This window comes from Planococcus sp. 1R117A, from assembly GCF_051417975.1.
GTDB lineage: Bacteria > Bacillota > Bacilli > Bacillales_A > Planococcaceae > Planococcus > Planococcus shenhongbingii.
This window is the reverse complement of the sequence record NZ_JBPRLO010000005.1, coordinates 175195-190509: the sequence shown is the minus strand read 5'-3', so window position 1 is coordinate 190509 and position 15315 is coordinate 175195. Positions and strand designations below refer to the sequence as shown.

Annotated in this window: 14 protein-coding genes; 2 read left to right on the top strand and 12 right to left on the bottom strand. The window is 43.8% G+C overall.

Going from position 1 to position 15315, the window contains the following annotated elements:
• Window positions 1-93 precede the first annotated feature (93 nt).
• From ACSFXN_RS15575 to ACSFXN_RS15545, 7 genes are all read right to left on the bottom strand, one after another.
• The gene (locus tag ACSFXN_RS15575) at window positions 94-1296 is read right to left on the bottom strand and encodes a Bcr/CflA family efflux MFS transporter (RefSeq protein WP_437150988.1); all 1203 of its coding nucleotides are present in this window, start codon (window positions 1294-1296) and stop codon (window positions 94-96) included.
• 196 nt (window positions 1297-1492) lie between these two features.
• Window positions 1493-1777 (bottom strand): PTS sugar transporter subunit IIB, encoded by a 285-nt coding sequence (locus ACSFXN_RS15570; protein ID WP_437150987.1) that lies wholly within the window; start codon window positions 1775-1777, stop codon window positions 1493-1495.
• On the bottom strand, window positions 1778-3166 hold the full coding sequence (locus tag ACSFXN_RS15565) for a PTS galactitol transporter subunit IIC (RefSeq protein WP_437150986.1): 1389 nt from the start codon (window positions 3164-3166) through the stop codon (window positions 1778-1780).
• Between the two features lie 110 nt (window positions 3167-3276).
• Window positions 3277-3726 (bottom strand): PTS sugar transporter subunit IIA, encoded by a 450-nt coding sequence (locus tag ACSFXN_RS15560; RefSeq protein WP_437150985.1) that lies wholly within the window; start codon window positions 3724-3726, stop codon window positions 3277-3279.
• 498 nt (window positions 3727-4224) lie between these two features.
• Complete coding sequence (locus ACSFXN_RS15555; RefSeq protein WP_437150984.1) at window positions 4225-5115, bottom strand: YitT family protein; 891 nt, start codon at window positions 5113-5115, stop codon at window positions 4225-4227.
• Between the two features lie 345 nt (window positions 5116-5460).
• A complete protein-coding gene (locus tag ACSFXN_RS15550; protein WP_437150983.1) occupies window positions 5461-6318 on the bottom strand; it encodes a YitT family protein in 858 nt (285 codons plus the stop codon).
• 327 nt (window positions 6319-6645) lie between these two features.
• The gene (locus ACSFXN_RS15545) at window positions 6646-8127 is read right to left on the bottom strand and encodes an alanine/glycine:cation symporter family protein (RefSeq protein WP_437150982.1); all 1482 of its coding nucleotides are present in this window, start codon (window positions 8125-8127) and stop codon (window positions 6646-6648) included.
• A 717-nt stretch (window positions 8128-8844) separates the two neighbouring features.
• On the opposite strand from ACSFXN_RS15545, the gene ACSFXN_RS15540 reads away from it, so the two are divergent.
• Window positions 8845-9618 (top strand): ZinT family metal-binding protein, encoded by a 774-nt coding sequence (locus ACSFXN_RS15540; protein ID WP_437150981.1) that lies wholly within the window; start codon window positions 8845-8847, stop codon window positions 9616-9618.
• A gap of 84 nt (window positions 9619-9702) precedes the next feature.
• On the opposite strand, the gene ACSFXN_RS15535 is transcribed toward ACSFXN_RS15540, so the two are convergent.
• From ACSFXN_RS15535 to ACSFXN_RS15515, 5 genes are all read right to left on the bottom strand, one after another.
• Window positions 9703-10686, bottom strand: a complete 984-nt coding sequence (locus ACSFXN_RS15535) for an SPFH domain-containing protein (protein ID WP_437151162.1) — start codon at window positions 10684-10686, stop codon at window positions 9703-9705.
• A 33-nt stretch (window positions 10687-10719) separates the two neighbouring features.
• The gene (locus ACSFXN_RS15530) at window positions 10720-11502 is read right to left on the bottom strand and encodes a TPM domain-containing protein (RefSeq protein ID WP_437150980.1); all 783 of its coding nucleotides are present in this window, start codon (window positions 11500-11502) and stop codon (window positions 10720-10722) included.
• Window positions 11499-12527, bottom strand: coding sequence for a TFIIB-type zinc ribbon-containing protein (locus tag ACSFXN_RS15525; protein WP_437150979.1), 1029 nt, complete (start codon window positions 12525-12527; stop codon window positions 11499-11501). Before ACSFXN_RS15525 ends, ACSFXN_RS15530 begins: the two co-directional genes overlap by 4 nt.
• Window positions 12528-12578: 51 nt before the next feature.
• Window positions 12579-13295: a PspA/IM30 family protein gene (locus ACSFXN_RS15520; protein WP_437150978.1), complete on the bottom strand. Its 717-nt coding sequence runs from the start codon at window positions 13293-13295 to the stop codon at window positions 12579-12581.
• Window positions 13296-13754: 459 nt separating this feature from the next.
• Window positions 13755-14357, bottom strand: a complete 603-nt coding sequence (locus ACSFXN_RS15515) for a TetR/AcrR family transcriptional regulator (protein ID WP_437150977.1) — start codon at window positions 14355-14357, stop codon at window positions 13755-13757.
• 158 nt (window positions 14358-14515) lie between these two features.
• On the opposite strand from ACSFXN_RS15515, the gene ACSFXN_RS15510 reads away from it, so the two are divergent.
• Window positions 14516-15289 (top strand): SDR family NAD(P)-dependent oxidoreductase, encoded by a 774-nt coding sequence (locus ACSFXN_RS15510; protein WP_437150976.1) that lies wholly within the window; start codon window positions 14516-14518, stop codon window positions 15287-15289.
• The last annotated feature ends 26 nt before the right edge of the window (window positions 15290-15315 follow it).

Here is a 15315-nt window from a genome sequence, read left to right as displayed (position 1 = left end):
CAGAAAAAACCCCAAATGGGGTCACTTTTTAAAGTGTCTACCATTTGGGGTTCAGTTCACCTTCAGCTTCTGTTTTTTAATTAATTCATTTGCTTAAACTGCATTTTTCTTTCCCGTCAATGTGAAGAAAACAATCAGCCCCAGAACGGATGAGCCGAACAGGATAGCACCCATTGGGACAGCAGAGGTTTCATTGATGCCGACAAGCGGCGAAACGAGCGAGCCGATCACCAATGGCAACATCCCTACCACTGCACTGGCACTACCCGCCCTATGCCCTTGGCCATGCATAGCCAAAGTGAAAGAGCTCGTAAACGTCATCCCGACTGCGATCATATAAATAAAAATCAGCGTGACGATGGAGGCGAGCGGCCCTTCAATAATGGTCATGATCAAAAGCAGGAATGTGGCTCCGGAAGCCAGAAAAACAGCTCCCTGCAGCAGGCTGTGTTCAGAAACAATGCCGCCGAACTTGCCGATGATATAACTCCCAAGAATCATGGCAATGCCGTTGATGCCGAACAGCAAGCCAAAGGTTTGAGGGGAAACCCCATAGATTTCCTGATAGACAAAAGGCGTTCCTGCTACATAAGCAAAACTGCCGCCGTGGATCATTCCAGCAACCAACGCATAGCCTATAAACGGCCGGGTTTTCAGCAAGCTGCCCATCGTACGCACAGAAGCACCGAGTGAACTCGGAATTCGCTCTTCTTTAGGGAGCGTTTCAGGAAGACGGAAGATGATGATCACTGCCATCACCAAACCAAGAAATCCTAAAAAGTAAAAGATGGTTTCCCATCCGGCAAATGGCACTGCCAGGATGGCGCCGCCAGCAATCGGTGCTGCCATGGGGGCCACCGCATTGATAACCATCAACAACGCAAAAAACTTGGTCATTTCCCTGCCGGTGAAAACATCACTGACCACTGCTTTGGAAAGGGCAACGCCTCCTGCGGCTGTCAACCCCTGTAAAAAACGGCCTACGATCAAGAGTTCAATCGTCGGTGCTACTGCACAAAGCAGAGATGATAGCGCAAATAAGAAAATCGAGATGATCAACGGTTTCCGTCTGCCTTGTGAATCGCTCAATGGCCCAATAATGATTTGGCCAACCGCCAAGCCAATCAGACAGGCTGTCAAACTCATTTGAACCAGTGAGACATGGGCATTTAACTCTTCAGCAATCAATGGGAAACTTGGCAAATACATATCAATATTCAAGGGTGCCAGAATTCCCAGCATGCTGAGAAGCAATGCTAGCCCAATTCGTTTTTTTCCTGTCGGATTATGTAGCATATCTTTTAACACCTTTCAGTAGAATACGTAACTAACTATACAGCACTCGGTTAAAAGGTTTAAGCATTTATAGGATAAATTCAATAGAAAGCCTTAATTCCAAAAATAGCACGCGTTCTAAAACCCTTTGTTTTAACTGTAAACGACAAAAGCCACCCGCTATACACAGGTGGCTCAGCCTTGTTCACAAGAAGCATTAACGTTTGATCTCAGCTAGAACTTTTTCGTACATGCTGTCAATTCCGATGCCCGTCAAAAGCGGCACACCGTCAATCACTTTGTCTTTGATCTTGTCCGGCACCAATGTAGTGGTCAGCACCACATCGTATTCATCGATCCGGTTTATTTCATCGCTAACTTTTGACTGGTAGATTTTAACTTCCTGGCTCAAATTATTCGCTTTCAGCCATTCTTCCACTTTCCCTTTAACCACCGTTGAAGTGGCAATTCCTGTACCGCACATAATCAATAATTTTTTCATCTACGCTTCCTTCCCTTCTATACGATCGTCTTCTGCTGATTCGTCTGCTTTTTCTTCTTTTGCTCTTGTCCGATTCGGTTTGATTTTATTTTGATAGATCAATCCGAAAAGAGTCAACAGCCCCAAAGCGCCCATGCCATACCAGCTCAGTATTTTTGGAATCCAGACGAAGATGAACGTTGTCCAAACCGCTCCATCAATCAATGAAGAAATGCTGGAGTTCTCCCCCATGTCGAAATTTGAAGCAATCGCTGCCTCTGTGAACAGCGGAGCTATCCACGTGGCGATATATAAACCTACTCCAATATAGATGGTCCCGCCGATGACGGTCCGGACAATATTCCCTCTGAATATCGGCACCATCAAACAAATTAAAAATGGAATCGATGCTAAATCAGCAAATGGCAGAACGGAATTTCCAGGCAGCAGCACCGCCAGGAAAATCGTGATTGGAATGAGCAGCAAAGCGGAAGACAATACGGCCGGATGCCCGATTGCCAGTGCACTGTCCATGCCGATATACAAGTCCCTTCCCGGAAAACGCTTTTTAACGAATGCGCCTGCTGCTTCCGATACCGGGATTAAGCCTTCCATCAAAAGAGCGACCATTCTTGGCAAGAGCACCATGACGGCACCTGTCTGGATTGCCAGCTGCAGAATTCCCGGCACATCGTATCCTGCCAAAATCCCGATCAAAATCCCGATTACTACACCGATAATCGTTGAATCACCCAGGATGCCGAGTCTTTTCTGAATGGATTCCGGGTCTGCTTCCAGCTTATTGAATCCAGGAATCCGGTCGAAAACCCAGTTCATCGGCAAGGCAACAAAGGCCGATGGTGCCGATGTACCGTGCGGAAAGGTGATGTTTTGAAATCCATAGAATCTCTCAATATATTTCGCCAGGACGTCCGCCATTAAATACAGCAGCATCAAATGAACGATAATGGTGAGTATGCCCAGCCAAAAATCTGAGGTCAGCGCATAAACCAAAGAACCCGTAAAAGCGACATGCCAGAAATTCCAGATATCGACGTTCAGCGTTTTGGTCAACCCGAAGGTCAATAAGAGAATATTTACACCGACGCCAAGTGGAATCGCTAAACTCCCTAACGATGTCCCGTAAGATATGGCTGCAGCTGCCGGCCAGCCGACATCGATTGTATTTAAGTTAAATCCAAAATTATCGACCATCGCTTGGGCAGCAGGCCCTAAACTATCCACCAGCAAGCCGATGACCAAGTTGATCCCCACGAACCCGATTCCGACGATTATCCCTGCACGGAGAGCTTTTCCTGGCTTAGTCCCCAGCACCAGCGCAAAGATAAAAATTAAAATCGGCAACAGGACTGTAGCTCCGAGGTCCACGAACCATTGTAGAAACCCCATCAAATCTCCTCCTCAAATTAATATTTTGTGGCAGAGTATTGCAGCTTGAATGGATTAATAAAAAGTACAGTATGACTTTTTCAGATTAAAGTTCAGCTGCTGCGCTGTTTCTACGATTTGTCTCCGACCAGCTCATTTAACTCGTCTACATTTTTAACGGCAGCCAATCTCGACACCGTATCCGGATTTTGAAAAAGCCCCACTAATTTCTGCAGCATCTCTAATTGGCCAGATGGATGTTTCAAGGCAAGCAAAAATACCAACTTTACGTCGACCAATTGGTCTCCTTGCCCCATCGCAACGAACTTTACCGTTTTTTTCAAAGTAGCAAAAGCTATTTTCGACTCATTCACCATATTGCCGTCAGTATGGGGGATTGCAACGCCAAACGGCACAGTAGGCAGTCCCGTAGGAAACGTTTTTTCCCGCTCAAGGATACTTTCGACAAAATTTTCTTTGACAAACCCTTTCTTAAGCAGCTGGTTGCCTAATATGGTCAGCACTTCTTCTTTTGAATTGGCCTCCATTTCAATAATGACCAATTCCTCATCTAGCTTCATCATCCACTCCTCCTTGTTTCATGCGTTTGATGCCGCAGCGAATTTATTTTTACCGTCCCTCCTCTTATGAGCAGTTCCTGGTTTTTTACAATTGTTCTGCATTAGCACATATGATTTTATCCATATTATAAAAGCGCTTTCAAAATTAATCAATAGAATATCTGGAATATTATGAACTCTATTCAAATACACTTAACATATATTCCGGCCCCGTATGTTCTATGCAAAAAAGCCACATACCAAATATGCGGCTTTTTTGGTCGTGTTCTTTATTTTGCCCAATGGTGGAAGATGAAATAAGTCATGATGAGAACAACTGCTATGGCGGCAAGTACGAGCAAAGGCACAAGACCAAAGGTTGGTTCCATTTCAACTCCTCCTTTTACCTTCATTATATACCTATCTGTTAAAATGAAAATACATTTTTCAATTATTCAGATAGTTAAAACGAACAAGCCTTCCATATTGCTGGAAGGCTTTTTTACTTCTGTTATTTGTTTATGCCTGCTCGGATGGATTCGTAACTATGCCATTGATCGAACTGCCCGTCCCCGGACCCTTTTTAAAATTATCATCCTTGCGGAAATTCCCCATAACTTCCATCGTTTCGCTGATGCTGACGAAAGCATTCGGATCGACGGCTTTGATAAGCGGCCGGACATATGCCAGCTCATAGCGCGAAATCACACTATAAAGCACTTTGACTTTATTTCCTGAATAGGCGCCTTCACCGTCGGTCACAGTGATGCCCCGGTACAGATTCTCAAGCAATTGCTTTTTGACAGCGTCGCCTTTGCTTGTCACCACCATCAATCCTAGCTTGATGTGGCGCGTATGAATCCGGTCAACAACAAGGCCGGTGATATAAATCGAAGCCATCGTATACATTGCGAGTTCCCATGTAAAGATGAACCCGGATACGAAAACAACCAGGCTATTGAGAACAAATACTAAAAAACCAAGTGGGATATCGCGCTTCATTGTCAAAAGAAGGCCGACTACGTCAAAGCCGCCTGTCGAACCATATGAACGGATGATAAATCCGACACCAACTCCTACCAGAACTCCACCGAATACCGATGACAATAATGGATCTTCTGTCACTTTTATGACCGGGATATAAAGCATGGAAACCGATGTCACTACCACTGAGTAAATGCTATTGAAAATAAACATCTTGCCTAGTTTCATCCAGCCTATTACTAAAATCGGGATATTCAACACCAACAGCCAGACTCCGGCATTGATGGGTGTCATCAAACTGAAAATCATGGCAATCCCTGTAATACCGCCTGATAGAATTTCATGAGGCAGCAATAACATATTAAATGCAAATCCAAGCAGCACCGATCCTACGAAAATAACCAGTGCACTGTAAAGTTTATCCATATATAATTCTCCGTTCTTCCCTATACTCGTTGCCTAAAAAAACCATCAAAAAAAGGCCACGCATATTCCGCTTCGACCTTCCGTGGCTGTGGCACAATGTAACAAATTATAGGGGGTGAAGGGGCAGGATTGCAAGTTTTCTTTACGCATATAAAGCGACTCATTTTTTCGTGTTTTTATTTTCGCCATATATTGAAGATCTATTGATTGGCCTTATACGATAATACTAATAAGTAACTCTTTAGGTGCCTTCTTAGACCGAAAAAAGCATGAAAAAGCCCTCAAGATTAGTAATTCTTGAAGGCTTTGCCGCTTTACTTATTTAAATACTTCAAACGTTATTCCTTATAAAGAGCCGTCCGTTCCCGGCGTCTTCTTGAAATTATCAGTCTTCCGGAAATTACCCATAACTTCCATCGTCTCGCTGATGCTGACAAAAGCGTTTGGGTCGACTGCTTTGATCAGCGGCCGGACATAAGCAAGTTCATAGCGTGAGATAACGCTGTAGAGCACTTTGACTTTATTGCCCGAATAGGCGCCTTCACCGTCCGTCACAGTAATGCCGCGGTACAGATTCTCGAGCAGTTTCTTTTTGACGTCGTCTCCTTTGCTCGTCACCACCATCAAGGCCAGCTTGATATGGCGTGTGTGGATCCGGTCAATGACCAATCCGGTGATGTAAATCGAAGCCATCGTATACATCGCAAGTTCCCATGAAAAGATGAAGCCCGATGCAAAAATAACAAGGCTGTTAAGAGCGAAGATCAAAAAGCCAAGCGGAATGTCGCGCTTCATCGTCAAAAGCAGGCCGATAATATCAAAACCGCCGCCTGAACCGTAGAAACGGATGATGAAACCAGCGCCAGCACCGACAAGAACTCCTCCAAATACAGAGGATAGCAATACATCTTCCGTCACTTTCATGACCGGAATATACTGCATGGAAATCGATGTCACTGCCACCGAAAAAATGCTATTAAAGATAAACACCTTGCCTAGTTTGAACCATCCCAGTATAAAGACCGGAACGTTTAGGACAAATAGCCAGATTCCGGTATTGACCGGTGTCAGCAAACCAAAAATCATCGCCAGCCCTGTGACGCCGCCTGATAAAATTTCATGCGGCAGTAAAAACATATTGAAGGCAAATCCAAGCAGCACCGATCCTGCAAAAATAATTATCAAACTATAAAGTTTATCCATAAATCAGTCTCCATTCTTCAGTAAATTCAACATCAATGAAAATCAAAAAAGGCCATCTGTAATTCCGTTCGGCCTTTTAAAGTTCCGGCATAATGTTTCAAATTATAGGGGACAATATGGACGGAACGCAAGTTTTATTTCTCTAAATATAAGAACTTATTTTTATAGAGCTATAATATTATGCTTATTGATTTTGTACAGCTACTTTACAGCAAAGCAAAAGCGTTTCCTCTTACTCTTATGAGCAATGGAAACGCCTTTCCTTTATGCAGTCCCAAATCAGCGTCAAGGACAGATTTTCAAATTTAAATTTCCGCCTCTTTTACTTTAAATGGATTCCGCTTTTCCTTTATCCAGTTCATAGACTTCAGATTCGTCATACTCTTTCACCCAGAAGTCTGCGTCTTTGAACCCTAATTTTAATGGATCGAAAACAGGATCTTTCCCTTCTTTTTTCTGTTTTTCGTAGTCTCTCAATACTTTTAAAGCAGGCTTTGTAAGGAGTAAAATGGCGACAAAGTTCAGCCAAGCCATACTGCCCATCCCAAGGTCTCCTAATGCCCAAGCAAATTTGGCACTTGCCACACTGCCGTAAAAAGTCATGGCCAATAAGACGACTTTTAACACATGTCTTGGCCATGTTAAATCCGCTTTTGGATTCTGTCTTATGAAGACCAAACAGGTTTCTGCTTTATAGTAATAAGACATAGCAGTAGTGAAACAAAAGAAGAACAGCGCTATGGCCAGGAAAGCAGCACCGAATCCAGGGATCACAGATTCCACTGCCAATTGTGTATAGGCAGACGGTTCGGCATCTCCAAGGTTATTCACAATTGGAGCTCCTCCTTCCGGTTGGACATTATACATGCCAGTCAGCAGAATCATAAAGGCTGTAGCTGAACAGATGAGGATGGTATCAATATAAACTGAAAACGATTGAACCAGCCCTTGCTTGGCAGGATGAGATACTTCTGCAGCGCCTGCATCAAATGTTTCACTGCCGATTCCTGCTGCGTTCGAGAATGCTCCCCGCTGAACCCCCCATGAGATGGCGGAACCAACAATTCCTCCAAACGCCGCATTGGCACCAAATGCACTTGAAATGATAAGTGAAATGACTCCAGGCAACTCAGTAATGTTAAAGAACAGAATAATCACAGCCATCAAGATATAGATGAATGCCATAATAGGAACGATAATTTCAGCAGCTTTAGCAATCCGCTTGACGCCTCCAAAAATGATGACCCCGAGCACCGTGACTACCATGATGCCAGTAATATACGGTTCGATTCCGAACGCATTTTCCATTGCGATTGCGATGGTGTTAGCTTGCAGTCCCGGCCACAGCACGCCCATGACAATGAGCGTAATTGCCGCAAACACGACAGCAAACCATTTTGCTTTCAATCCTTTTTCTATGTAGTAAGGCGTGCCTCCGCGATATTCGCCATTTACTTTGCGTTTGTAAACTTGTGTCAACGTAATTTCAATAAACGAAGTAGCACCGCCCAAAATCGCCATAACCCACATCCAAAAAACGGCTCCAGGTCCACCAAATGCGATGGCAGTGGCTACACCAGCGATATTTCCGGTTCCCACTCTGCTTCCCAATGACATTGAAAATGCTTGGAAAGAAGATACTCCCGCTTTCGATTTATCCCCTTTGAAAACTAGCTTCACCATATCCTTTAGAAGCCTCACTTGCAAAAAACGTGTGGCAATCGTATAAAACAATCCTACTATCAAAAAAAGATAGACTAATGCCGAACTCCAAACGATTCCATTCATCCAATCTACAAAATTCTCCATATGTCCTCCCTCGTATATCAACTTTTTGATGGTACTTTATTAAATTGAGTGCCAATATGACTTCATCTCTAAACGCTCCTATTTGGCGTTTTCCATTCCAACTTTTTTTGCTGTCGTTTGGCTGTTCAGCTGAATAGCATTTTTAAATCCGCCTCATGGAAAGTGGCGGAAATCCGATATTTCTTATGTATTAATGCTGCTGCGCATTATTCATTTCCACCAGTCAGTTCTTGCAACAGTTCTAAGATTAATTTTCTTATGTCGCCGCACAATATATTTCTCCTAGATTTATATCTGCAATAAGTATGGTCCTTCTAACCCCTCCCTATTAATTGATCTTAAAGCGTTTACTGTTTTATTCCCTAAAATACTTTTTGTATTTTAAAATACCTTTAAATAGTAAGTTCAAATTTACATATATTGATACAGTAATGTTCCCTTGCTAATAATTTATAAACGTAATTCTAAGAAGTTTTTGTAGAATCATAATTTAGCCATGCATGCAGTAATATTTTTTGTGTATAAGGAACCATTCGAAGCCATGATTATCGTAATGCTCCCTATTTATTTTACAAAGTATTTTGATTGAATGAAAAAAGCGGCAATCGTATTAAAAATCGGATAGATAAATTCATAATATTTTTATTTTTACAGAAACAAGCGTTTATCTGTATAATCATAAAGTGTAATCATTACTATTTAAAAGGAGTGTTAATAATGAAAAATTCATTAAGTAAAGGCATAGCCATCCTGTCAATCAGTTCCTTGCTGGCGGCTGGTTGTCAATCTGCAAAACTAGCTGAGGCTGAACAAGAAACCCCTTCTGCTTCAAGCGTTTCTGGTGATTCCGCTGAAACACAGGAACAAGCGATGGAAAGCCATTCAGAGGAAAGCAGCCATGAGCACGAGCATGACCATGCCTCTGTTCACAGCCATGAGCTTGACGAAGCAACCCAGAAAATCTATGATGGTTTTTTTGAAGACAGCCAAGTAAAAGACCGTCCTCTATCCGATTGGGATGGGTATTGGCAGTCAGTATATCCATACTTAAAAAGCGGAGAACTTGATGAAGTGTTTGCCGATAAAGCTTCGCATTCAGACAAAATGACTGCTGAAGAATACAAAGAATATTACACCACTGGCTATAAGACAGATGTCGACCGAATCGTTATTAAAGAAGATATTGTCACGTTCGTCCAAAACGGCGAAGAACTTTCAGGGAAGTATGTCTACGACGGCTATGAAATCCTTACATATGAAGCAGGAAATCGAGGCGTCCGCTTTGTCTTTAAGTTAGCGGAAGAAACGGCTGGCCTTCCGAAGTTTATCCAATTCAGTGACCATAGCATCTTTCCAACTCCTGCATCCCATTACCACTTGTATTGGGGCGATGACCGCCAAGCTTTGCTTGATGAAGTCGTAAACTGGCCGACTTATTATCCTTCTACTATGGATGGGCATACGATTGCACATGAGATGATGGCGCATTAATGCGGGAAATAGCCCTAGCTGGAATATGAATAAAAAAAGCCCGCCAAGCAGGAAATCGTTTTACCTGCTTGATGGGCTTTTCGATTAAACTAACTTTTGCCCGCAATTCGGACAGAACTTGGCGCCTTCATTTTTCTGGCCGCAATTCGGACAGAAATTCGGTGTTGCTGCGTTGCCGCCTGCTGCTTTCGAGTTTTGATTGCCCGCAGCGGGCTGATTCTCAGAAGCAGATTCTTTTTGTTTTCCCATCATTTCTTTGGCGATGTTCATTCCCATCATCATGCCGGCCATATCGGACGCGGTATTGGATCCGGATGATTTCCCCATCGCATCGGCAACGGAGATCTGCTGGTATTTCGAAATGTCGCCCACCATGCCGTGGGAAGCGCTTTTGTTGATCATATCCTGGATTTCCTGCGGATAGTTGAAGCTCATAACCTGGAAGCCGGTGATTTTCATGCCGTCGTCCATCAATTCCATATTCAAGTCATCTTGGATGCCAGCGCCAATTTCATGGGCGTTGGCCTGCAGATTGAACATGTTCTTGCCTTCTTTGGTAATCCATTTCATCAGGAGCTGATCGAGAATTGCGGTAATCCGGATCTTTACTTCATCCACCAAATAGCTGTCGCGGATGCCCGCGATTTTATCGATCAATGCCATATAATCATTCACTTTAAACTGGAAAGTGCCATTCGCCCGGATTGGCATGCCACCCGGCAGTTCAGGGGCTGGTATATTGATGGGGTTTTTCGTGCCCCATCTTACGACAAACTCTTTGGTATTTACAAACAGCACTTCAACCCGCATGCCGGAGTTGAAACCGAAACGGAATCCTTTTAACGTCGACAAGAACGGCACAATTTCTGATTCGATGTCATATTCGCCGTCGTCTTCAAAAATCCCTTCGATTTTGCCGTTATTCAGGAAAACAGCATCCTGTCCGGGACGGATGATCAGCTTACTGCCTTTTTTGATTTCCTGATTGGTCCACTTCCAGAAAATCATATCTTCTCTGAATTCGTCCCATTCCACTACATCTGAAAATTGATTGCCGAAAAAGGCCATATTGTTCATTCCTTCCTTTAATTCGATTTGCGTCTAGAAATTGCGGCCGCCACCGCTGAAAGAACGTCCGCCTCCAGTTGAACCGCCACCGCCGAAACCGCCGCCGCCACTGCTATTGCTTTTCGGAATTCTGCGCCGCGATACGGTCTTATTCCGGAATTGGTCACGCTGGCTTCTCACCCTCGTATTGTTGCCATCAAAGTAAGTGCGGGCTGTTGTCGTGACACGTCCGCCTGCATTTAAGACCATCGAGCCGACAATGACGCCGCCAAGCAGCAAAGATACTGCCGCCTGAAACCAGGTTTTCAAGAAAATGTTCTCTGGATTTACGCCTGGCCGGTATTCCATATAGCGGCTTGCTGTCGTCACTGTCTCACGGAACGCGCCGCCGTAATCGCCGCTCCGCATAAATGGCATGATGCGGTCGAGCACCATATCGACCCGTTGATTATCAAGCGAGGTTTCCGCTGTCCCGAAACCGGCGAGGTAGACTTGCCGCGTCCCTATATCGATTGTCAGCAAGACTGCATTTTCCTGATTGTTTTCTACTGCCCATTGGTCAAAAAAATCGCCCATATATGTAGTGATAGGCAAACCACCCATGTTCGAAGTGGTCAAAAACAGAAAATCGGCTCCATGTTTTTGGCTGTGCTCTGCTGCAAGGGCTTCAAGTTCCCTTACGTCCGCTTCACTCAGCAAGCCCGCGTTATCATAAACATGCTGGTCGGTCTGGGCTGAAACCGCCAGTCCACCAGTTAATATTGTAAAAACCATCAACAGAAACAAAACCGGTGCTTTTAGATCTAGTAGTCTCACCAAAGAACACCTCCTATGACATACGAAATGGCTTTCATCACTGCGAAAGTGCCTGCAGCGATGCCGGTGAACCAGGCAGCTACTTTGCCTCCGCTGATCGGCGGCTTGCCGACCACTTTCCCGGTCTGGCCATTCATCGCAAAGGTGTGTTCCTTGTTTTCAAAGTCATAGTACACCATCCACACAGGGAATAACGTGTAGTAAACATTTTTTTTATTCGCCTGAATTTGTTTTTGGGTATAACTGACGGTCGAGTAGCCCGAAATCGTGCCATTAATATACGCATCGATGTACGGCACGATTTTCGATTCCACTCTTGAGAATAAAACCTCATCGTCGTAATCGTATTTTTCCGCCAAATACCCGGCGAGATAGGGCATCTTAAAATCCTTAAGCTCCTGGTAATCATAAGGTTCCAGTTTGTCCATCAATTCATCGTCCATTTTTTCCGACGCATCCGCCGGCACTTTAAGGTAACTGAGATCGATTCCCCGGTACACGTCGTAAAAGTCCGTCTCAGTATAAATGGTATCGCCACGCTGGTATTGATGCACGCGCGTCCCGATTGCCGCCACTTCAGCAGTTCCATCAATATCATAAAGCCAGAACGGCACATACATCCCCGTCATTTTCTTGATCCGGTCACCGTTCATGAAGCCTCTCGGCGTCAACCGGCCGTTCCGCGTCCATTTCTTGAAAGCGGCGACAGCTTCTTCTTTAGTGATTGTGAAAGGAATCACTTTCGCAGGCGCGAACTCACCCGTAAGCCGGTCCGACAGCACAACCGGCGCGCCGCAGAAACTGCAATGGGTGGCTGTTGTACTGGCTTCTGTCAGAATTACGGCACCGCAGTTTTCGCAATGGTATTCTTTTGCTTCATCCATTTCAAACTTCTGCTGGATATTCTCTTCTGGAAACGTTTCAATATTATCCTGTCTTCCACAACTGGGGCAGGACAACGTGCCCGAATCCGCGTCAAACGCCATATCCGATCCGCAATTGGGGCATTTATACTGAACAACCAATCCCGCTTCCTCCCTTCTGCATGCAGGGAACCATTTTCTTCTCCATAGCCATTATTCGCCTTTACTTAGCTGAGATTTCAGCGCCTCCAGCTCATCGTCCACATTGATTCCGCCTTTAAGCGATTCCAGTTCACTGTCCACATCCGTATCGGTCTCGTATTTCGCAGCCAAATCTTTGATGTCGGTGCCTGAACTTTTATTCAGCTCTGACATGGCCATTGCTTCATCAAGCTGCTGGTTGATCTTCTCTTCCATTTTATCGAACGCGGAAATCCGCTCACCTGTACTGCTCACAGAAGAATTCAAGTCGTTCATGCGTTTTTGCGTCTTCGCAACAGAGGCTTTCCCTTTCAGCTCGGCACGGCGCGATTCCAGTTCCCCGATATCCGATTCCAGTTTGTCGTGCATTTGGCGCATCTGTGTTGTATTGGCAGCTGCCAGTTCCACAGCCGTCTGCATCGTCTTTTCCTTTTCCGTCAGTTCCGCTTTGCGTTGAAGGAACTTCCGGGCATCGTCTTCGTTTTGCGCTTCCAGCGCTTTCACTGCGTAGCGCTGCATATCGTCGATTTCTTTTTGCAGCTCCGCCAGTTCCCGGCGCTCCCGCTTTTCAGCCGCCATAATGGCAGCCGTCTCCGACTTCACTTTCCCAAGGTCGCTATTCAAATCGCGCAAATACTGGTCAATCATTTTCTCCGGATCCTCCGCTTGATCCAGCATTGCATGAATATTGCTTGCCATAATGTCTCTGAAGCGTTTTAGAATTTCCATCATCATTCTCCTTTTAGTGTGGTTTTCGGACTGCTCGGCAGTTCCTCTTATAAGGAGAGATTACCCTTAACCGCCGGTGAATAATCATGTGTAATCCCGGGTGGAGTTGTTTGGCAAGACAGCTTGTTTAGAAAAACTGTCTACTGCTATACGTATTGAGTATTAGAAAGTTTTCATTTTGTTCGATATAAATTGCAGAACACTGATTAGGATGGTTGAAACACCGATAGAAATTGCTGAAACGTCGATTAGGCGGCGATAAACACCGATAGAAATCGCTAAGAGCGTCGATAGAAATTTAAATCATACTGGTTTATCACCGATGAAAAGCTAAAGGCGTTAAGAAAAATCCATTGGATTCTTCTTAACGCCTTTTTACGTATACACCTTAAGTTAATAAAAAACTGGATAAACTATAATCAGCTAAGAGCGGTATTTATATACGAAGCTCAATTCTATTTATACGCTATCAGTCACTGTAATCGAAACTGGCGGATACAAAGAAATATGGGCCATTTGTTCAGCCATATAATGTGAAGAATATTTAAAGTTGTTTATTATCCAGTATTTCGTCATCCCGATTAAAGCACTGAAATGGTAACTTATAGCTATTTCATAATCAATCACATTCGTATTGATGTTAAGATGATGTCTGTTTAGAAAGACATCTAAACAGACTTCTTCCATACGATCAAAAATTGATGGGTTAAGAGACAGTTTATTCAACGAACAAAATAAATACCTTTCTTTCTCGATAAACTCAAAAAATAATTGCCTTGATGGAACTAGACTATCTAAAGAAATTTCTTGAGCTTTTTTATAAGGCTTTGTCAATGCCTCATAAATCCCTCCTAAAGCAATATTAAATAATGCTTCGTTAATCGCTTCTTTGTCTTTAAAGTGAAAGTAAAATGCGCTCCGGCTATATTCCGCTTTAGCTGCAATTTCAGATACAGTAATATTTTGAGGATCACCCGTTTCTTCGATTAACTGGATATAGGCATTGATGAAAGCAGATTTTGCTCTGACTATACTTTTTTGTTTCTCCTTTTTAATTTCCAACAAAAACATCCCCTTTGTCCAATTTCTCTTCGAAATTCGCACAAAACATCTCTTCCTGTTTTATATCTTACATAATCACCTTGCTTGTTTATAGTCTATACTATCCTTCTCCTTTACGATGTAATTGAATTAACTTTTTATTTTAAGGAGGAGTTCATATGGCAAGATTAGATGGAAAAGTAGCAATTATTACTGGAGCAGCAAGCGGGATGGGATTAGCAGGAGCACAGTTGTTTGCGAAAGAAGGCGCAAAAGTAGTTGCTACCGATGTCGTCGTGGATGCCTTAGAGGAAAAAGTGAACGAAATCAAGTCGAATGGCGGCGAAGCCATTGCGCTTCGTTTGGACGTTTCCCAACCGGATTCCTGGAAAGAAGTCATTGACAAAACAATTGAAGAATACGGCAAAATCGATATTCTCGTAAATAATGCAGGAATCCATATTGCGAAAGGCATTTTAGAAGCTGAATTGGATGATTGGGATAAAGTGATGGCCATCAATACGACAGGCGTCTGGCTTGGGATGAAATCAGTCATTCCGCATATGCAGAACAATGGCGGCGGTTCGATTGTCAACACTTCTTCGATTGCGGCAATTCTTGGCGGCATGGGCGATGGGCATGGCGCAGCTTATAGTGCATCCAAAGGGGCTGTGCGTGCATTGACCAAACACGCAGCGCAGTGGTTTGGAGAAAGCAACATTCGCGTAAATTCAGTGCATCCTGGCGCTATTTTTACAGGAATGGTTGAAAAAGCTGGCATTAAATCACGGGAAGAAATGGGTGCTCATTATGAGGGGCGATCTGCTTTACCTCCTTATGCTGGGGAAGCTTTAGACATTGCAAACGCTTATCTTTATTTAGCCTCTGATGAATCGAAATATGTAACAGGATTAGAACTGGTTGTAGATGGCGGATGGATTTCACGTTCTTAATAACCCAATAAAATAAAAAACTGGCA